The organism is Candidatus Poribacteria bacterium (assembly GCA_009839745.1).
In the GTDB taxonomy this organism is placed as follows: Bacteria; Poribacteria; WGA-4E; order WGA-4E; family WGA-3G; genus WGA-3G.
In genome coordinates this window covers 14,189-35,165 of record VXPE01000135.1, presented here as the reverse complement: position 1 = coordinate 35,165, position 20,977 = coordinate 14,189, and the positions used below count along the sequence as shown (strand labels likewise).

Sequence of the window (20,977 nt, the reverse complement as noted above, 5' to 3'; positions counted from 1 at the left end):
AGGAAACGAAATTATGACTTACGTTGACGGATTATTGTCATCGCTGACGCGCGTTAGAAAAGCACGTTCGTTACGCGCCTCTTCATGGGACACAACAGGTAGAAATAGCGACGCATGGAATGTCGAGCCCGGCGAAACCCGTGTTATCGCAGATCTTCAAGGACCCGGCTGCATCAATCACATCTGGATGACACAGCCAAATGGTTATCGAAACGTACTGATCCGAATGTTTTGGGACGATGAGGAGCACCCGAGTGTCCTATGTCCGTTAGGGGACTTCTTTGGGCTCGGCAACGAAATCGTTAACTCCTACGATTCCATTGCGTTCTCTGCTTCCACACACCAGAACAATCAGTTCAATACAGGTTGCGCGCTTAATTGCTATTTGCAGATGCCCTTTAACCGCAGCGCACGGATCGAACTCGTCAACGAAGGCGATACAACCCACCGCCAATACTTCTACATCGACTATGAGCAGTACCCTGAGCCGCTCGACGATGATATTGCCTATTTTCATGCCCAATTCCATCGTGAAAACCCGTGTGATGGGTGGGGACATGAAATTACTGTGAACACCCCCGAAGCCAATATTATCAACGCGGAACGCCTCGCGTGGGACACCAATTACCTAATTCTGTCCGCCGAAGGCAGCGGGCATTACATCGGTTGCAACCTTTCGATCACCAACTTTCAAGGCACATGGTGGGGTGAAGGTGATGATATGATCTGGGTCGACGGTTATAAGTGGCCCCCAGATCTGCACGGCACCGGTTCAGAGGACTACCTCAATCAAGCGTGGGGCATGCAACAGAACGCTTTTGCACACAACGGTTCTTCTATCCACGAAAACAATACCGATGGCTATCAGACCTCCTACGTCTATCACATTGAAAATCCGATCCGCTTTGAGAAGGAGATCCGGGTTACGATAGAGCACGGACACGGGAACCATCTCAGCAATGAGACCTCCTCTGTGGCATACTGGTATCAAATTGAACCGCATACACCTTTTGGTGTGCTACCTGTTGCGCAGCGCAAACCCGTGCTGAAGGACGCCTCTGGTGCGTGGCAGATTGAGGCTTCTGCACAGACACCCTCGGCAGAAGTAGTGCTCAATGACGAAATGAAACAAATGAAGCATAAATGGAGCCGGTCGTAAGCCAAAGCACTTAGCCTGAAACGAAGTGGAAGGCGGACCTACGGAAAGGCACATCAAATCCCTAACTCAGCTTACCGAACCGCAAGGAATAATTAAAAGATGCTCACCGCGCCCTATATTGTACAACAATTTTTAGCCGCTTGTATCGGAAATACGGAGGATGAGACCGATCCATCGGTTTCCGATACAGAGCAGCGTGACGAACAGCAAGCGGAATTGGAATTCGCAGCTGACGATAATTCTACAAACGATGCTGAATCTGAAGCATCAGATGCCTCCGATACCCCGGTTCCTGAACCCTCGGAAATTGAAAACGCTGACGTGCCGTCCGAGTCGGAGGAAATACCGTCTGAAGACGATGTGGACCCTGTTGCTATAGAAGATGATGACAGTTCTCACACAGAATCTAACAGTGAGGTTTTACCCATCTCTATAGACGAAGAGGTTCATGCCAGTGAGAACAACCCTCCCGATACATCCAGTGCAGAAGAAACCCCTGGCGTCGAGATCACCAACCTCGCGCCGTCCGATGATGCAGCAACTGAGCCACTGGAAGACACCGATCCTGTTTCTGAAGATAAGACAGACTTTGCAACGGAAATTGTAATATCTGAACAGGAAAATGAGGGGACTATAACGCAGCGCCCCCAGGTTTCTGACGTTGAAGCAGATAAAGACGAGGTAACTTTGGGGAAATCCACAGAGGAAACACCCAAGCAAAAACCCCAAGCAAAAACCCCAAGCAAAAACCCCTTACCGCAGGAAACAGACGGAGGCGGCGACACCGAAACAGAAGCAACCGCCCCTGAAGCTGAGGAAGAACCCATACCCTTAGTGCTCGGCATTATTGAAGAAATTTATGACTTTGTAGAGATGTTCGAACAAAGCACTGTTTCCGGTACAGATCAGGCATCCGTCAGCGGAATAGATTGTTCCGGCGGCGTGACAAAGCCTGCTATCTTTGAACATCCCACCCCAATAGAAGCCGCAAAAATCGACTACACACTGTCACTTCCGGAGGTCGATGAAAAAGAGAAGCTCTTCCTACATTTTTCCATCGGATTACGGGATGGCGTTGTTTTTAACGATGTGGAACGGCAGCCTGGAGGTGTGAAGTTCGCTATCGAAATTTTCGATCTTCTTAATACAGGTTTAGAAGCCGCACCGGAAAGATGTTTTGAATCCATATCAACCGAATGTCAGTGGATAGAAGAAAGCATTGAACTCACGTCCTATGCTGGTAAAGAGGTCGTCATCTCATTTCTGACGGAATGCAATATAGAAGGCAATAGTAACTACGCGTGGGCTTTATGGGGTAAACCACAGTTACGGAAATTTAAAGAGATGTCCCTCCGAAAAGGGAAAAGAGATAGCGAACCGGAACTACGATGTGGAATCGCTATTCTACACTTTAAAGATGACACGATGCAGTTGCGGGAGTTCAGTCAATCCACATCAACGAAGGCTTCCGATGTGGTAAATTTATGCCTTGAATTGCACGAATCCGAAAAGCCTCCTGCCCAAATATCGCTTTACGCGGCACAGCCGAAATTAGAAATCGTAAACGTAGGAGCGACGGCTGCAGTTGTCCCCGCGGGCGAAGATTTTGAAGTGCAATGTACACTTCGGAATACCGGCACCGCGCCACTCGGTAAAGCGGATACGGCGCGAATCTCTATCAATGGTGTGAAACTACGGCGTGGACGCCCCAGACAAACCATTAAAGAAATTGAACCGGGTGAAGAAGTCTCTGTTTTTTGGATAGCACGCCGTTTCCCAAATCCGACTGTAGTCTCCATTTCCGTATCGCTCAAATGCCAAACCTCAGCAGGCGAGGGACGCCAAACAGCCCAAGAAAGCGTTGTAGTCCGCCCTGAGCCCCCTAAACTTGCCGCCAAGGTGGTGAAAGAACTACATACCTATACGGAAAATGGTAGTGTCGTGTTGGGGAACAGACACCTTCGTATCGTTTTCGTCCGTGGGCTCGAAGCAACACCAGCAATTAAGAATGAAAACAAGAAAGAGACCATCGCTTCTGACAAAAAGGGGATTGAGGGAGGATTTGCGTATTGCATAATCTTTGTCGCGAAAGGTGGTAACTACCAGCAGGTAGCAACTTGTCCGGCACTCTCTGAGGTTGTCTATTTAGATGCATCACAAAATCGCCAAACGTCGCAACTTACACCTACAGACTATCAACTTGCTGGGAACAATCAAGGAGAGTCAATTGTCCGCCTCAGCGGTTCGGATACAGATGTAGATGGTGTTAAGTGGACTTATGAGATGCAGTGGACGCTTAGCGAAAGTGCGACGCGGGTGAAAACGGAATATCAGTTGCAAACGGATGGCAACAGAGAACTTCTTGCGTTTCGCGGTCCGATGCTTTATGCAGGGCAAGGACGACATCGTGAGAAGAAAACGGCAGCACTTTTCCCTGGACTCGAGTTCTTGGAAAACGATGAACGTTCCTCAAGCACACGCGACGCAGCTCCACCGTTCGACAACCGACTTGTCCCGCATCCCTATAAAATCACAGTGCCAGTCATGGCAGTAGAGATGCAGAAATCCATAGTCGGCATCATCTGGAATCCTCTGGACACCTGGGACGGTGAGAATCAGATGCTCTCTGCGGTATTCGCTTCGCCCAATTGGCATGAGTATCAGAAAAATCACGCCCTCGGCGTATTCGTCCCGACTGTGCCAGCATGGGTCAGAGAGAACCAGACAGAGGCTTCTATCCCGTATCCACTCACACCGGCGCGTCCAGTGTCCATCAAAACCGAAATCATCGTGGATGGAAATGCTTCTATCTTAGATGCCATAGCGCATTGGAATAACGCTTACGGTGCCCCTGAACCGTTACCTCCCCCCCGTAGTGATGCAGATGAGGTTTTACTCTCACGGCACGGGTTGATGCAGACAACATGGGATGAAGCGACTCGAAAATCCCGGCACTGCGTAGACTGGGCACCGCAGAATGAACCCGGTTTCGGCACTCTACTTTGGTACGACTATCTTGCTACGAAAGATGAACACGTGAAAGAACGGGTGTTAGAAATTGCCAAAAACACCATAGCAGAATCCGGAGTAGAAGGATTGGCGGCACGCGGTTCGTGTCACATTTTAAGATGGGAATTCCCGTTTTACATCGGCAATATCGGTGCCGGATTATCTCACATGGCGGAAGAAATACAGCAACGGATTGCTACACAAGAACCGGATGGAAGTTGGCGGTGGCACCCAACAGACGCGAAAACCACTTCCCTCGGAACTGCAGGTGAAGCAGCACTTGGCACCTGTGCTGAATCAGCACTTTTACTGTTGAAACATGCTCGAATTACCGGGAATAAAACCTCGCGTGAAGCAGGTTTGAAAGCACTCGGATTCATTCAGCAATTTTCCGTGCCACGCGGGGCACAAATGTGGGAATGCCCGATGTATCAACCAGATGTCCTTGCGGCTGCGTATGCCATCGGTGCTTATGTTGAGGCTTACGAGTTGACAGCAGAAAAAGAACATCTCAAACACGCAACGCATTGGGCGACAACCGCCCTACCCTTCCTCTACCATTGGCATCTCCCAGACCGACCCGGTATGCAGTTCGCCTCCATCCCCGTCTTCGGGACCTCTTTTTACACGCATCCATGGTTCGGTGTCCCTGTTCAATGGAACGGGTTAGTTCTCGCTTATTACTTACAACGCTTGAACCGACACACTCCAAATGACAGATGGCTTCAAATCGCTGAGGGTATCACGGTAAGTGCGATGTATCAACAGTGGGAAGACGGTGCGCTCAAAGGCACCTATCCGGATGGATTTTATGGGTTCTGCACTGAAGGCAAGGGACCCCACTTGAATCCCGAAGACATTATGGTGAATGTTTATACGCTTCGAGGGGTCGATCCGGGAATTAAAACCGCTATCGTCGGGGAGATACACCTCAGTGCGGGTGCAATAGTAGATGAACCTACCTTAACCGATAAGGGTCAACTGAACTGGCAACTCAGCTATGCCGAGGACGAAACGAGCTACACCCTTATTGTTGGTTATGGACGTGTGCCACAAGCCCTTCGAGCACGCTATCAGTTTTTATCACCAGTGGACGAACCTCCCATTGCTGATGAAGATACACCCGCTGACGCTTCTGAACCCGTCAACATACCGGACAAATATGCAGATATCGAGATTGCAAATGTGCAAACACTCGAAGACGTTGAATCCGGATGGCTTTATATCGAAGATAAGGACGCTATATTGGTAAAATATCTGCACACTACCACGGACGTTAAGTTTGAAATCTCTTAAGTATAGATCTCTGTTCTGGTTTTGCTATTACCAAGACCGATGTTTTCTGATTAAGTCTACAATTTCTGCAAGGGAGTACAAGTGTCTTCTTTGCGAGGCATAGCATTAGACAGTAGTTGTGGGAATGACGGCTGTCTTACACCGATACCTACTAAATAAGGAGACTATTAAAATGGCTAAGAAGATTGTATTCACTACGCTTATCCTGGTTACTGTCGCAATTACTGCCTTTGTCCTATTCTCACATAACGCCGTTGCCCAATCCGATGCGGCTGCGTCTGGAGATGTCCCGATGATAGACTTTAAAGTCTTGGGTGGTTTTATCATTGAAGGCATTGTCTTCAGTATCGTCGGTTTAATCATTTTGATGGTAGGCTACAAAGTCTTCGATATGGCGACCCCCTACGACTTAAACCGTCAGATCGCCGAAGAGAACAACACCGCGGCGGGTATTGCAGTTGCGGGTGTCCTCATCTCACTCGGCATTATCGTCGCTGCAGCGATGGGTTAGCAAGAATTATCAGTCATCAGTAAAAATCGCTGCGCTGTCGGTTTCCGTAGGAATTCATTAGTAACAGGTCGGTAGGTGCGGTTTGTAACCGCACCTGCCCTCTTTGCTGATCGCTTCTTTTCCGTAAGCAAGTTCCCGATCCACTCGCTACTTTCGCGAACACCTGCCCGAAACATTATCCAGCAAGCCTCTACAGGAAACTTGCGCAAGGAAGGCAGAGCGAAAACTTAACAACTCGAAAAAGGGTAGGAGAAATGGCACAAACAACCTACTTGGCAGATCAGATCGTCAGCGAAGCACAAATCCAGGAATGGGTAGAGACGTTCCACGAGCGAGGTTGTCTATTTTTGCAAAACGTCTTGCCTCCTGATTTATGTGCGCAACTTCGACAAGATTTAGAGTGGGCACTCGAAAACGATCCGAATGACTTAAATGGTGGAAGCCCCGCAGGTCGTATGCACTTAAGCCATCGAATGTTTGAACACAGTGAAGCCAACCGGCAATTGTTCGACCTCGAACCGATTGTCTCCTTTGCCGAGGCACTCGTCGCTGAAAATTGTCACGTCATTCACAACAATTCGTTCCAGACGTTCCCCGGTGGTGGAATTACGTCGTGGCATCAAGACGATGCACCACACTACATTGTAACGGACGGTGAACCGCCAAAGAACGTCCGGTTGCCAGTCCTGCTCTTCACGGCAAATTACTACCTCACTGATGTCACTGAAATTGAACACGGCGGCACAGAAGTTGTTCCAGGCTCACATCTTTTCGGCGCGTCGCCTCCGAATCCGATAGAAGGAACGGAGTGGGAGGACAAAGTTCAGTACAACCTTGGAAAAGCGGGCAGCGTTATCATGTTCAACAATCAGGTCTGGCATCGCGGGGGTCCGAATCAGAGCCAGCGCACCCGATATATCACACAGGTGACCTACGGTCGCCGCCTTGTTGGGCATAAATACTACCCGTTTATGAACTATAGTATGCCTGAGTCTGTTTACAAAGAGGCAAGTCCTCGTTTACGCAGACTTCTCGGCTTCCTTAACCACGGTGCTTATGGGTAATTTTTCGCGCCACACTAACAAACACAAAATGCCTGAGCAATTTGTTGTAAAGGATTGGAAATGCATCAAGAATATCTGAAGGCATTTGCAGATAAAGCAGCATCGGACGTGCGCGTATTAGGAACGTGGCTTGAAGGGAGTTTTGCAACAGGCACTGCCGACAGATATTCAGATATTGACATTCATCTACTGGTCGCCGAAGAGAATAAAGAAACTTTCCAACAGGGATTAGAATCTTGGCTATCCGATATTCAGTCGTTGGTGCTCTTCAAAGACACTTTTCCTGGACAGATGATGACCTGCATCACAACAGCAGGCTTGCGAGTTGATGTCTGGTTACACATAGGAACTACAATCACCCTTGAACGCGTTAAAGTTCATCTCCTGTCTGCTGCCGAAGAGAGAATTACAGATATTAGGGCTTTCGGATTGCTTAGATGTATTACATAGGCTTTAAACCCCTAACCATATCATGAATCAGGAAGTTTGCTCTATCTATTGCCTGTTTTCCTGTCCACCACCCAACGAAAAAATATGAAAGCAATTGTTTTCTCAGAACAAGGCAGTGCAGAGGTACTTCAGTACACAGACGCACCTAAACCGACGCTTGATACCGATGAAGTTCTCGTTAAAGTCGAAGCCTGTGCGGTGAACTATCTGGATATTCACGCCCGGCGGAACCGACCGGAGATAGAAGAGAAACTCCGTCGGGAGGGGACGCCACACATACTCGGTTCCGACATCGCTGGAACAATCGCCGAAATTGGTGACGCAGTCCGCGGTGTTGCAGTTGGGGATCGCGTTGTTCTCGCACCCTGCATTCCGTGTGGTATCTGTAGCGACTGCCATCGCGGTGCCGAAAACTTGTGTGACACACAAGAACTCATCGGTTTCCAAACAAATGGCGGATACGCGGAATACGTAAAAGCTCCTGCCCAAAACGCTATTCAGATGCCAGCGGAAACCCTGTCATTTGTTAACGCCGCTGCGATACCGATAGCGTATCTCACGGCATGGCATATGCTCATGACGCGTGCCCAACTTCGTCCAGAGGACGATGTCTTAATTCTCGGTGTAGGGGGTGGGGTCGGAAGTGCGGGACTCCAAATCGCAAAATTAACGGGTGCCAGCGTCTTTGCGACAGCGAGCAGCAATGAGAAACTGGAACGCGCACGACAGATGGGGGCTGATGTTACGATTAACTACAAAGACACAGATTTTTCAAAGATTGTGCTTGAGGTAACCAATGGACGCGGTGTCGATGTTGTCCTTGAGCATGTTGGTGCTGCAACATGGGATCAGAGCATCGCGAGTCTTGCTAAAAATGGGAGGCTTGTTTCGTGTGGTGTGACAACAGGGAACATTGGCACGATTAACATCCGAAAGATGTACCAAAAGCAGCTAACACTGATGGGCTCTGCCCTCGGCACAGTCGCTGAGCTGCGAACGCTTGTCCATCTCGCTGGCCAAGGAAAACTGAAACCTATTATTGACAGGATTTTACCACTTCATCGTGCCGGTGAGGCACATTTACTCTTAGAGAACCGCCAAAATTTCGGGAAAATTTGCCTCTGTCCAAGAGGAACTGAGCGTTAAAGTCTGAACTATGATTTAACGGGTTGAAGGACTACCTCAATGATCGGAGGTCTCATCATAGCGAATTACAATAATCACTGTTTCGCTTTCATTTTAAGAAATTCATAGAACTCGTAGAGCGTCTCTTTATCTTTTTCCGTAAATTCCATCATCCCCTTGAACATAGCACTAATCTTTGGGTCGGCTAAGAGGTCATCGTAACTTTTGTTGGCTTTTCCAAGTAGGTAATCGGTAGTGACTTTTAAAGCATCGGAAAGACTTGAAAGTGTTTTAAACGACGGTTTTCGGGCTCCTGATTCAAATTGAGAGATCGCAGCAGGTGTGAGATTTGCCACCTTTGCAAGTTCTGTTTGTGTCAACTTCAGTTCATGACGACGTAGTTTTATACGTGAGACGACTTTGTCTATATTCGAGTCTCTTGGTTCTTTGCCCACGTTTGGCTCCTTATCAGGCAGCAAAATTACAGTTGGACTGCTGCTGATTTTTTTTACATTTTTTAGTATTGCTGCAGTATCGCAGTGAAATGTAGTTTGAAGAGAGTTCTACTTCGATGAGAAGCAAAAGCGTGAAATATATTTTAACCTAAAAAAGCCTTAAATGCAAATTTTTTTAATTTGACAAAAATTGCAATAATAATATACAATATAAATACTGCCTCCTAAAATTCGGGATGCATTCTCTTCGCGCGCTGTTTTCTCGCGTATTCTCAGAGGAATACCCAAATGCCCGCTGAGGAGAAAATCTGAAAAACTAGAAAAAGGCGGGAGACTTCACAAGATGAAAATTCATAGTAGACACGAGTACCGAGAGCGGCACTTCAGTGCACTAACAAATGTATTAATGTTTTTTCTTTCGGTTTTGCTTGTCGCTGGGCAACTCTCGGATACTGTATACGCACAAGCGGTTTCCAGTACCGGCATGCAATCTGCAGCCATTCAGATTCGGGATGACCTCTCTATAGGCAACCTTCGAAAGGATATCGCACGCCTCTCAAGTCTCGACAGTCGCGTAACGGGTTATCCTCAAGCTGCGAGTGGGAGTAAATACATTTTTGATCGTTTCGTCGAAACCGGTTTGCAGAACGTAGAAAGTCGCGAATTTTCCGTCACTGTGCCGATTGACCAAGGTGATAGCATCATTGAAGTCCTCTCACCGGAAGGCGATGTGTTACACGCCTTTAAACTCACACCCCTCTGGCCCAACCTTGTGCGGACCTCGCTATTAGCAGACGGCATTAAACACACTGTATTAGCAGGCGAAACGCTTAAAGACATCGCAGAAAGTTACCAAATTGACGAGACGGTTATCCTTGCAGACGATCGGAACAAATTTCTGGCGACTCCGGTTGTCGAAGGAAGCACAGTATTTATTCCAACAGGAGGTTTATCTGGTCCCCTCCTTGATGGCGATGATGCTGAACTCGCTGATTTCAATGGCACTAACATTGGTGGATTTTGGTACAAACTCCAAGACGGGGATACACTCACAACGCTCGCCCGACGGTATCGCATCACCGAAGCCAGCATTACCGATGATATACTTAATGAACATCTGCAAAAAGCATCCGATGGCATTGACAATGACGAGGATGGCACTACTGATGAATACGGTGAAATCCCGTTGCTCTCTGAAATTTTAGGATGGGCAACAGATGGCATTGATAACGATGCCGATGGTTGGACAGATGAAACTCCGGGGAATGACACTGATGGAATAGATAATAACAACAATGGAGAAATCGATGAATCCGGTGAGTTTGTCGCTGCGAGTGAATCTCACATCTTTATTCCGAAAGGGGCAATAGTCCTTCTCGATTTTAACTCCAGTACTCGTTATATCAATGCAGCAATGCTCGGTGGCACTGCTGTGATTTTCATCGAACCCGACACAACCATTCGAGGAGAAGCAGAAAATAAGTTCGGGACCGTTCCTGCAAACATACCACGATTTTGGATATCCCAAGAAGATGCTGCTGCCCTCTCCAATTTGATGGAGGAACAACACACTCAGGGCGATCAAGTCAATGTTCGTGTGAGAGGGAAGATGACGTGGGAACGCCGCGTCGGGCAAAATATACGCGGATTTTTGGAAGGCGGAGACCCAACTTTACGCGATGAACTCATCGTTCTCACGGCTTATTACGACTCCATGTCGGTTGTTCCGGCAATGGCACCCGGTGCCGATCCAACTTGCGGTATCGCGACCCTCATGGAACTTGCGCGTCTCTTCAGTCAACCCCAATATCGACCCGGCTATTCTGTCCTCTTTGTTGCAGTCGATGGACACTTCCAAGGGCTTGCCGGTATGCGTGCTTTTATGGAAGGTATTGGACAAGATATCGTCGGTTCCGACACCGATTCACCCGGCACCCCAACAATGCACGGACTTCGCCGTGGACTTTCTACAGATGTCCTTGAATTTGAAGAGTTAGGCAGAAGGCTTGTACTCTCCATTGACCGGAGCGTCCTTGTCGATCTCCCTGCCGACTTTTTCCACGGTATCCACAACGTAAAGTCTGACTTGGACTCCCTCACAACTACACTGAATGGCTTGGCAGAAACACGGTCTGAGATTGAATCCCTTACGGAGCAGCAGCGGGACTTTTCAGAACGACAGAAGAAACAGGCGGATAGGAATCGAAAACGCGAAAAGCAAGGCTTCACAGGTGAAGAGAAGAGTCGTCTGTTAGCAAATCTTGCCCGCTCGAAGAAAGAAGCTTTGCAAACGACCCATTTCCTCCGAGATATTGTCGGTAGATTAGCTGCGGTTCGCGGCGTTGCACTCAACACGAGTCGATCCGCACAGCGCGAATTGATTGAATCACTTGGACTACCGATTGCGCGTCTCGATATATGGGCGGTAGAGAAACTCATTCACGCGATAGAGACCGGTAGTACCGACGAATACAGTACGCATCCTAATAATGCCTATCTTATTCCAGTACAACAGGGTTCAGATTGGCAAGTTCCAATACCGGACGACCTCCCACAAGAACTCATCCCTGATATCGAGATGCTCAACAAAACCCTCGCAAACTGGGAGATGAGCGACAAACGCAAATTTGCGCTGATGTGGACACCCGAGAAGATAGTTGACCGGCATCTCGATCTACACTCACTCAATACAGCAAAAGATGCACGCAGTGTTCTGCGCGATGCCAATGACACCCAAGCAGTAGCAATTCAACGGGAAACGCAGCTACTTGAAAAGGTTCTGGCACAAATACCCGATAGCCAACCGGTTGAAAATGAGATTAAAGCGAGCATCCGGCGGCTCAAAGAAACGCCGATGGGAAAACCGAGTGGCGATTCTTTGATTTATGGCGGACAGTTTTTGTCTAAAGCCGGGATAGAACGTCTCAACACTATTGATACGCAGCTTCGACAGCGATTATCTGAATCTGGAGACACTGCTGATATCGCTGTATTGATAGCAGATCTTCTCAAAGATAAACAAGGTATCTTTGAAATTGCACTCCGGAACGCTCGATTGGAACGAACACGTATCCAGAATTTGATCACAACAGCTGAGACTTTGGGGCGGGAATACTTGGATGAAGAACGTCTCATTTTGGAAAACTATCTATCAGATGATGAAATTGAACAGGCACTTTCTTTGCGCTCTCGCATCGCATCACAGATTATCGAAAAAGAATTGTTAGCGATCGTCAAAAAACGTGCGGACACGGATATCGTAGCACTCGAAAACCTTATTGAACGGTTACCCACATTAGATACCGATTTAGATGAAGAGACGAAAGTACTGCTACGCGATAACATGTTGACCCTCCGTAACGCGCGTTTCCGTAACATCCAGAGTCGTATTGAAAAGATGTTGCGCATTGATACCGATGAATACAACCGAAAGCTTGGACAGATCGAGGCGGCAATCGCGCTACAAGACCTGTTCAACCGGTATTATACCTCTCTCTATATTAGCGTTGACCTCTCCTCACAGTCGAATCAGTTCGGGGTATTCAACAAGGGATGGTTCTACGATCAGCAACCCGAATTTGTATTGCGTCGCGAGTTTGCAAGCATCGGCAATAAACTTGCCTCCTACGCTGAAGATGCTGATTTCGGTGTCCGTGTCCGGAAACTCTGGCAGTGGACAGACGATCAAATTCGCCAAGCCGTTATGGCACGCCAATGGACGGTCGCAAACGGGATCTCTGACAAAGCCGCCCTCGAAGGCAAGACGCTTGAAACGTTATTGAGTTCGCACTTCAACAAACTCACCGATCTCAGCGGTGTGAGCCGACTGATGAAGATGCAGTTTGAACAGTGGCGCAATCAAGGTGAACCCTCTGAGGATATGCTCAAAGATATGGATTACATCCGCAAAGAGGTTGAGCGTTTCATCCGAAATGATGTCCGCACCGCAAAGAAAAATCGAAAGAATAACATCCGGACACGTGAGCAGTTGGACGCAATGCTCCGACTTCGACACGAAGATCCGGACACCTTCTCCGATGAAGAAATAGAGGATATTAAAACTCTTATTTCGATTGCGGGTCTCGGCGGTGAGTCAAACTTTGTTAACGCCATCTCCGCAAGCGGCGGAAAGACGTGGAAGACCTATATTCCGGGTAAAATTGCTTTTGACAGCGAGGTCGCCACGCTTGTCGGAAAGACTGGAATCGCTTTTGCAACTATTGAAGATGCCCGCGTCTTAACGGACACTCCCCTCGATACGATTGAACGCGTTGATTTACGAGAAGGCGGTAATCTCCATCAACAAGCACAGACATTGGCATCCTTACTCATCCAAGCACTTCGGGACGAAGAAATGCCCACCGCCGCACGTGTCGGGAATTTCTACTGTAACCTCTTCGGTGATGTCGTTGAATTTGACGCACGGGAGTCCGCACTACCGAATAAACCGGTGCCTTACCCGATTTTGACGCTCCGCAGGAAACACAAAACCATGATGGGTGTCCGCGGCGACCTGTTTGTGATGGGCGATAACAAGGGCAATTTTGAGGTGGCTGGATTAGCGATGGAAGGCAGAGCTACACGGCGTCTCAGTGGTGTTCAAGAAGTTGAAGCATACATTCTGGACAAAGATTCAGGAGACATTGTGTATGCCCCCGATCTGGGGAATTATGGTGCGAAACTACTTCCCAATAAAATTCCGATCAACACCCGTAGGCGTGGTTGTCGTGTTGTTACATTTCCGTGTGTATCTACAACTATCTACGACTTGGTAGATCAGCGGTATCTGCGAACCCTTCGGGAACTCGAAGTCTACGATGCCCTCACGGATAGTGCACCGGAGAAGTTCGGGATGTCCAAACCGTGGCAGCAGGAAGGTGTGTCCGCAGCCGAACCCATTGCCCTCGTGTATAGTGAACCTAACACGCGTATCAAAGTTGGCATGGCATACGGACAGATTGGTAAACGTCTCCTTCTCATCAAAGCAACAAAAAGCGGTATGAAGAACCCGACGCTCTATACCGGTGAGGGTTTTGTCGTCCGCGAAAATGGGCAAATTCGCCTCACACCTTACGTCGTTGTCCGAGATATGTGGTGGCTCGACGAGAACCGCTCACGACTTTACAAACGGTTTGGTATCTCCAGCGACCGTCTTGACAAACTCCACCAATTTGCGAACGATTATCTTGCCCGCGCGGAGACCGAATTGCTCCAAAGCGACTATCAACAGGCACTCAAACTCGCTCGTGCGGCGTGGGGTTATGAATCACGCGCATACCCAGATGTCAAACAGACGGGTAACGATGTCGTCAACGGTGTGATGTTCTATCTTGCCCTGCTGATGCCGTTCGCCTACTTCATGGAACGGCTCATTTTCGGCTTTCCGAATATCCATAAACAGATTTTGGGTTCATTCGGCATCTTTTTACTTGTATTCTTCTTCCTCAGCCAGGTTCACCCCGCATTCCAGATTACTACCACACCTGTGATTATTCTAATCGCGTTTGTTGTGCTTGCCTTGACGGTTATTGTCATCAGTATCATTGTCCGAAAATTTGAGGAGCAACTCGAAAAGATCCGACAAGAGGGCAGTAAAGTTTACAAAGCCGATGTCGGTCGGTTGAGTGCGAGCGCTGCTGCATTTAGTCTGGGTATTTCCAACATGCGGAAACGGAAAGGACGGACGATCCTGACCTGCTGTACGTTGGTAATCCTTACCTTTACTGTTATATCGTTTACCTCTGTGCGGACCTTTATGCACCCGAATCGAACGAGCCTTCCGCAAGTGACACCGCGTTATACCGGACTTCTTATCCGCGACCAGTATTGGCGTCCACTTGAGGAACCGGTGCTTACCTCCGTGCTGAATGACATGCAAAAGACGCAAATCACACTTACCGCCTTAGAACGGCTTTTGGAACGTAAGAACGAACTCTTGGTTAAACAAGGGCAACAACCCGTTGACATCGCGGAAGCACGTAGGGCTTTAGAAGAAGGTGGGTTTATTGAGCAAGTAGACGAAGAGTCCATCTTAATCGTTCGGAACGTCGTCGCACCGCGCGCTTGGTATCAATCCTCAGGAACTGGCGACCAATCGTTTGTCCAACTTACACGCACGGCAAACACAGCAGATACATCGCCACCAACGCATCAACTCACGGGTGAAGCGTTGACTTTCGCGGCAAACATGCTCGTGGGTATGAATGAATCAGAACCCGGTGTCAGTGGTATTGATAGATACCTCCAATACGGAAAATGGTTTGACCCAGCAGATGCCAATGAATGGCCGACGGAGTGGCCTTATGCCATTGTGCTGCCCAAAGGAATGGCAGAATTGCTCAAGATCACCGAAAGCGATATGGGTAAAGCCACCGTCTCTGTTTACGGTGCCGACTTTACTGTCGTTGGTGTCCTCGGTATCGGTTTCAAGGATCTTACTGATAACGATGGCGAAGAACTTACGCCTGTTGATTATCAGTTGATGCAGCAGCAGCGAAGTCGGGGTGCAACGGGTGATGAGACGCTTGAAGGTGAATTACAGAAATACCTCCATCTCACGCCAGACAGTGTCGCTATCCTTCCTTATCAGGTGGTTATGAATCAAGGAGGCACACTCCGAAGTGTTGCCGTTAACATGGAGCCCCAAGAGGATGATCCGAAGTTGTTAGGCGCGATCGATAAGTTAGACCTCATCATGGCACCACTCATGAACCGCATTGCCCTTGACTTCTTTGTAGGACGCGATAAAGACACATATCTCTACAGTAGTATCGGAATGACGAGTTTCAGCGGTATGGGTAACCTGTTCGTACCGATCCTGATCGCCGCGCTTATCGTTCTTAACACCATGTTGGGAGCCGTTTATGAACGGGTACGTGAAATCGGCATCTACAGTTCCGTCGGACTTGCACCTGTGCATATCGCCTTCCTCTTCCTTGCAGAGGCATGTGTATATGCCATCGTGGGTGCGGTGTTAGGCTATCTTATGGGCCAAGCCATCGCAACAACCCTCGTGCATTTCGGTTGGCTCGCTGGGCTGACGCTTAACTATTCGTCAATGTCAACCGTTGTCGCAACAATTATTGTCATGCTTGTCGTTCTACTCAGTACCATGTATCCGGCAATCAAGGCTTCACGGATGGCAGTGCCTGATATCGAACGTAAATGGAAACTCCCAGAACCTGAAGGGGATGTATGGCACTTCAACTTACCCTTTACCGTCCTTGAAGAAGAAGCGCTCGGACTGAACGTTTTTATGCGAGACTATTTCGAGGCACACGCAGACGAATCCGCCAGTGACTTCTACACAGATCAGGTTGCATTCAGTCAAGTGGAGGCTGAAGATTCCTATCAGATTGGGATGATGGTATGGTTGGCTCCTTACGACTTAGGTGTGAGCCAGTCTATCCAGTTTATTACATCTCCGGTAGGTGGTGAAGAAGAGGATCTCTACAAAATCACGTTGGATGTCCATCGTGAAAGTGGTGAGATTGCCTCTTGGAAACGGGTCAATCGACGTTTCCTCAATCTGCTGCGGAAACAACTCCTGATTTGGCGGACCTTCAGTGTAGATATTCGAGCAGAGTTCCATGAACGCGGCAGAACCGAAGGTATGGACACATCGGAAACTGAAGAAGCAGGACAGATGGATCCAGTACCGACCCCAGCGGATTAAAGTCTGAACTATGGCTGTGATGAGATGCTCCCGTAATCAGGGTCCGTCACATAAATCAGAGGAATCATGGAAAAATTAGCAAGTCTTATTATCATCATTGGCACCTTCTTATGGCTGTTTAGTATTTTCGCTCTCGAAGGACGTTGGCAATGGCAGATGTTCTCAGCCATTGTGCTGACGGTTGGTATTTTCTGCGCACATTTCTGGGAAGAATTACGAGACACCGAAGACTCAGGTGAGGAGAAGGATTAGTTGTCAGTTTTAGCAGTTATCAGTTAGTTTTTTCGCAAGAAAAAACCGAACCGACAACTATTAAAACTAATGGAAGGAGAACATTCAATTTGGCGAGAGAAAGAGTATCACAAGCAGATGAATGGCAAGCGTGGGCACAGCGATACGACATTGAAGGTGGTATTCGGACCTTTGAGTCGGGACTAACGGTCAAGGTGTTTGTTGGAGCACTTTTCGTTGGCTTGCTGATGATGCCAGGTTCCATTTATCTCAGTTATGTATCCGGTGAATCCGGTGCTGGTGCAGCACCCTGGGTTGCCGTTATTCTATTCACTGAGCTCGCGCGGCGTTCTTTTACGACTGCCCGACGACAGGAGCTTTATATGCTCCTCGGATTAACAGGTGCAGCTGTCGGAAGTGGACTTCAGTACCGGAACTTTATTTGGTACGCCTACTTTATTAACACGCCACAAGCAGCTTCCTATGAAATCGCCGACAAAATCCCAGAGTGGATTGTGCCAGCAGGCGATTCCGTTGGCGTGCTCACGCGAAGCCTCATACATCCAGACTGGTTTCTGCCTATCGGCATCTACCTGATAGGCAAATTGCTGGGAACCCTGCGTTTTGTCAGTGGACAGTATATTCTGTTCCGACTCACGGCAGATCTTGAACGACTTCCATACCCAATGGCACCGATTAGTGCTCAGGGGGCAACTGCACTCGCAGAAACGACAGGTAAAGAAGAAACCTGGCGATGGCGTGTTTTCTCTATCGGTTCCATGGCAGGACTCATTTGGGGGTTCCTCTATATCGGTGTGCCTTCACTCACTGGTGTCATGATGAGCCAGCCGATTCAGATTCTGAAGATCCCGTGGATAGATTTCACACAGAGCATAGAAGGTTTCGCACCCACTGGTGTTTTCGCCTTCCGAACCGACTTCGGACAGATGCTTTTCGGGTTCGTGCTGCCGTTCCCGATTGTGGTGACGGAATTTATCGCAGCAATGGCAACACAATTTATCTTGAACCCACAGATTCTGTACCGGTATGAGATTCTCCACCAGTGGACTCCGGGTTTGGATGTCCGCGGTGTTGAGTTGTTCAATAGACTGGATTTCTGGCAGAGTGGCGGCATGGGAAAATCCTTTAGTTTCGCAGTTGTAGGGATGGCAGCTTCGGTGCCGATGCTCTTTAAAATGCGGAGAGCCCAAAAAGTGGCAGGCGAACGCGGTTCCTTCGCACCGCCGCCGAATCGTGGGGATTTCCCAATATGGTTGATGGGATTAATGTGGCTCATCGGTATGGGTGGATTTGTATGGCTCATTCACTGGATGGTCCCGAATTTCCCGTTAAGTTTCCTGTTAGGTTATGCTTTCCTATATACACCGATCAATTCGTATATTACTGCCCGAACCTTCGGTGTGTTGGGACGCGACCTTTTTGAGATACCGTATCTACATGAAATCACCTTTATTTTAAGTCGCTATGAAGAGATAGATATCTGGTTCGCGCCACTCCCAGACGAGGACTATGGACGCGGCACTCAGAGTTGGCGAGTCCTTGAATTGACAGGAACGACCTTCACGTCAAATCTCGCGGGTACACTGCTGATTATGCCGATTCTACTTGTCAGTGGAATCATAGTGCTTCACTTTATCTGGAAGATTGCGCCTATCCCGAGTGCCCAGTATCCATTCGCACAGATGATGTGGCCGATTAACGCCACAAATGAGTGTCTCTGGAAAACGTCGCTGCGGGATGGAAACAGTCAGATGCTTCAAGCGATTCGGGGGGATTACATCGCTGCCGGGTTTACCGGAAGTCTCGCAATCTATGGAATGTTGTGGGTATTTAAACTCCCCTCAATGTGGTTCTACGGTATTGTCGGTGGCATCGGCGCGGATCCAGGAAGTATAGTTACACGGCTACTCGGTGCGGTCATTGGACGGTTCTACATGATCAAGCGATTTGGGATGCGGCGTTGGTATATGTACAACCCGGTACTCGCTGCTGGATTTGCCTGCGGCGTGGGTCTTATCGGTATGGGAACTGTTGCAATTGCACTTGTCTCTAAAGCCGTAATCGTCAAGCCCTTTTAATTTTACCTTTTTGGTAGAAAGTTGTAAAGTGTTCTAAAATCTGTGAAGTTGCGAAGTTGCGCAGACTGTTGTCGCTTTTAACTTCCTCACTTGCAAACTTTAGAACACTTGCAAACTTCTTTAACTGATAACTCGCAACTGACAAGTATAAAAAAATGGAATGGACTGTTTTTGGGTGGGCAGGTATAGAATTGGAGATCCCCACGACATGGGAACTGAGTGGGCTTAGCGGAGATCAGAAAACAGGATATCTCCGACTTGACGATCCAGAGATGCCTCGCCTTGAACTTAAATGGGCACATACCCGACGCAAAAAGCCGGATCTTCACGCGACACTCGACGAATACTTCAAACTGATCCGCAAGACGTATAAGAAGGGGACCGAACTTTCCTTCCGTCGGAACGTTAATTTCATCAAAGAAGCGGAATTCTTTGAGGGACGCACCGTTCTCGGTTTCAGTTGGAAGGGGAGTATCCGTGCAAGTGGGCTGATTTTTCACACCGGGAAACGGATTACGATCGTGCAGGTGATGGGACGGCTCAAAGAGAATTGGCGACCTACGGTCCTTCGGGTTTTTGAATCAATTACAGACCGCGGGGACGCACCACTAACATTGTGGAGTGCTTATGGGCTTAAGTTAGGGGTTCCAAAAGAATACAAGCTGGAACGTCAGAAACTGCTCAGTGGCTACCTGCTGTTCGCCTTCGTTGCAAAACCTGTCCGCTTTCAGAGTGCAGTACGGCTTGCGAAACTGGTAAGCAGTCGTCTACGAAATAATGGTTCTTTAGAAGATCATAGAGGCGAAGTAACCTCGGTCGTACCCGATAAAGGGAGCCTGAGTGTGGAGCGATACGGACCAGCAGAGGTGATGCTGAGCGACTATAAAGATACCTCAAATCCATTAGAGACATGGTTTCGCGCCAAATACGCAAAAGCGATTCGTGGCTATGGATTTGAAGTAACATCCGACCCAGATTCGGCGGATGAATGTTTGACGCTTATCGGGGAACAAACACGGCTCTATGATGGTGTGCCATTCAGTCCCGTGCTGATGCTTGATAAGTTATCCAAGAGGACAGCCCTTGTATTTCATCTATGGCGATGCAATCAGTCCAACCGTATCTATGTCATCCAGTCTATCAGCAGTACCGATGTGCGTTCGACCGTTCAAAAGGTTGCCGAAAGTATTAAATGCCATTGATATTGATAATCGGCGTATTATGGGGAGAGCCCTGTAAAAAAACCGTAAAGATCTCCGGTCGCGTTAGGATTAACCAGAAACCGTTGCGAAACGAAGTGGAGCAACGCCTATATTCCCATAATTAGAAATATGCTAAACAGAATTCTATACGCCCTCAAACTTAAGAAACGTCCGGATATGGATCGGACTCGGCTTATGAAGTCGTTCCCCGTTCGGAATCAGTTGATAAACTGGGAGATAGACGACAAAGGCGAAGCCTCACTCGTTGTTCCCCAGAAAGACAAACTCTGGATCCGACTCGCCAGTAAACTCTTTATGCTCCCTGATAGAAGGGTTATTGTCTTAGACTCTATCGGAACTTATGTGTGGCAGATGTGCGACGGTAAGCATACCCTTTCACAGATTATAAAGGGGGTCCAAAAACAGTACCAGTTGACTCGGAAAGAAGCGGAAACGTCCCTCTTTACGTTTATGCAGCAGCTTGGCAAACGGAATTTCATAGGATTCGCCATTCCGGACCGTCAACAGAACGCCCCTGTAACCCCGGAACCCGAACCCGAAAAACAGGGCATTTTTGGATTCCTACAGAAACGGTTTTTCTAATTATGAGCCTTTGGACTGCGCTCTATTCCACTACGCGCCAGTTTCTGAGAACCTGTAGCATAATCTGTTAGATTGTGCAGTTTTAACGGAATTGTAGC

The 20,977-nt window shown here is 48.3% G+C and carries 12 protein-coding genes; 11 read left to right on the top strand and 1 reads right to left on the bottom strand.

Features of this window, described 5'->3' with window-relative positions:
• Positions 1-13: 13 nt before the first annotated feature.
• The 6 genes from F4X88_21180 (at position 14) to F4X88_21155 (ending at position 8,635) form a co-directional block, all read left to right on the top strand.
• On the top strand, positions 14-1,159 hold the full coding sequence (locus F4X88_21180) for a DUF2961 domain-containing protein (GenBank protein ID MYA58797.1): 1,146 nt from the start codon (positions 14-16) through the stop codon (positions 1,157-1,159).
• A gap of 99 nt (positions 1,160-1,258) precedes the next feature.
• A complete protein-coding gene (locus F4X88_21175) occupies positions 1,259-5,464 on the top strand; it encodes a hypothetical protein (GenBank protein MYA58796.1) in 4,206 nt (1,401 codons plus the stop codon).
• A 124-nt stretch (positions 5,465-5,588) separates the two neighbouring features.
• Entirely contained in the window at positions 5,589-5,975 is a 387-nt protein-coding gene (locus F4X88_21170; GenBank protein MYA58795.1) for a DUF350 domain-containing protein, read from the top strand.
• A 254-nt stretch (positions 5,976-6,229) separates the two neighbouring features.
• Positions 6,230-7,039: a phytanoyl-CoA dioxygenase family protein gene (locus tag F4X88_21165; protein MYA58794.1), complete on the top strand. Its 810-nt coding sequence runs from the start codon at positions 6,230-6,232 to the stop codon at positions 7,037-7,039.
• A gap of 60 nt (positions 7,040-7,099) precedes the next feature.
• Entirely contained in the window at positions 7,100-7,489 is a 390-nt protein-coding gene (locus F4X88_21160) for a nucleotidyltransferase domain-containing protein (GenBank protein MYA58793.1), read from the top strand.
• An 84-nt stretch (positions 7,490-7,573) separates the two neighbouring features.
• Positions 7,574-8,635 carry a zinc-binding dehydrogenase gene (locus tag F4X88_21155; protein ID MYA58792.1) on the top strand — a complete coding sequence of 354 codons (1,062 nt, stop codon included), beginning with the start codon at positions 7,574-7,576 and terminating at the stop codon, positions 8,633-8,635.
• A 74-nt stretch (positions 8,636-8,709) separates the two neighbouring features.
• Here the strand turns inward: F4X88_21155 and F4X88_21150 are convergent, their stop codons facing one another.
• Positions 8,710-9,138 (bottom strand): helix-turn-helix transcriptional regulator, encoded by a 429-nt coding sequence (locus F4X88_21150; GenBank protein ID MYA58791.1) that lies wholly within the window; start codon positions 9,136-9,138, stop codon positions 8,710-8,712.
• Positions 9,139-9,412: 274 nt separating this feature from the next.
• On the opposite strand from F4X88_21150, the gene F4X88_21145 reads away from it, so the two are divergent.
• The 5 genes from F4X88_21145 (at position 9,413) to F4X88_21125 (ending at position 20,879) form a co-directional block, all read left to right on the top strand.
• Positions 9,413-16,744 carry an FtsX-like permease family protein gene (locus tag F4X88_21145; protein ID MYA58790.1) on the top strand — a complete coding sequence of 2,444 codons (7,332 nt, stop codon included), beginning with the start codon at positions 9,413-9,415 and terminating at the stop codon, positions 16,742-16,744.
• A 66-nt stretch (positions 16,745-16,810) separates the two neighbouring features.
• Positions 16,811-16,996 (top strand): hypothetical protein, encoded by a 186-nt coding sequence (locus F4X88_21140; protein MYA58789.1) that lies wholly within the window; start codon positions 16,811-16,813, stop codon positions 16,994-16,996.
• An 89-nt stretch (positions 16,997-17,085) separates the two neighbouring features.
• Positions 17,086-19,074, top strand: a complete 1,989-nt coding sequence (locus F4X88_21135) for a hypothetical protein (GenBank protein ID MYA58788.1) — start codon at positions 17,086-17,088, stop codon at positions 19,072-19,074.
• Positions 19,075-19,229: 155 nt separating this feature from the next.
• A complete protein-coding gene (locus F4X88_21130) occupies positions 19,230-20,276 on the top strand; it encodes a hypothetical protein (GenBank protein MYA58787.1) in 1,047 nt (348 codons plus the stop codon).
• 129 nt (positions 20,277-20,405) lie between these two features.
• Positions 20,406-20,879 carry a PqqD family protein gene (locus F4X88_21125; protein MYA58786.1) on the top strand — a complete coding sequence of 158 codons (474 nt, stop codon included), beginning with the start codon at positions 20,406-20,408 and terminating at the stop codon, positions 20,877-20,879.
• The last annotated feature ends 98 nt before the right edge of the window (positions 20,880-20,977 follow it).

Bases quoted from the DNA above. Each gene is read 5' to 3' on its own strand.
- F4X88_21155 (MYA58792.1), top strand. From the start codon at position 7,574: ATGAAAGCAATTGTTTTCTCAGAACAAGGCAGTGCAGAGGTACTTCAG.
- F4X88_21180 (MYA58797.1), top strand. From the start codon at position 14: ATGACTTACGTTGACGGATTATTGTCATCGCTGACGCGCGTTAGAAAA.
- F4X88_21130 (MYA58787.1), top strand. From the start codon at position 19,230: ATGGAATGGACTGTTTTTGGGTGGGCAGGTATAGAATTGGAGATCCCC.
- F4X88_21145 (MYA58790.1), top strand. From the start codon at position 9,413: ATGAAAATTCATAGTAGACACGAGTACCGAGAGCGGCACTTCAGTGCA.
- F4X88_21170 (MYA58795.1), top strand. From the start codon at position 5,589: ATGACGGCTGTCTTACACCGATACCTACTAAATAAGGAGACTATTAAA.
- F4X88_21125 (MYA58786.1), top strand. From the start codon at position 20,406: ATGCTAAACAGAATTCTATACGCCCTCAAACTTAAGAAACGTCCGGAT.
- F4X88_21140 (MYA58789.1), top strand. From the start codon at position 16,811: ATGGAAAAATTAGCAAGTCTTATTATCATCATTGGCACCTTCTTATGG.
- F4X88_21165 (MYA58794.1), top strand. From the start codon at position 6,230: ATGGCACAAACAACCTACTTGGCAGATCAGATCGTCAGCGAAGCACAA.
- F4X88_21160 (MYA58793.1), top strand. From the start codon at position 7,100: ATGCATCAAGAATATCTGAAGGCATTTGCAGATAAAGCAGCATCGGAC.
- F4X88_21175 (MYA58796.1), top strand. From the start codon at position 1,259: ATGCTCACCGCGCCCTATATTGTACAACAATTTTTAGCCGCTTGTATC.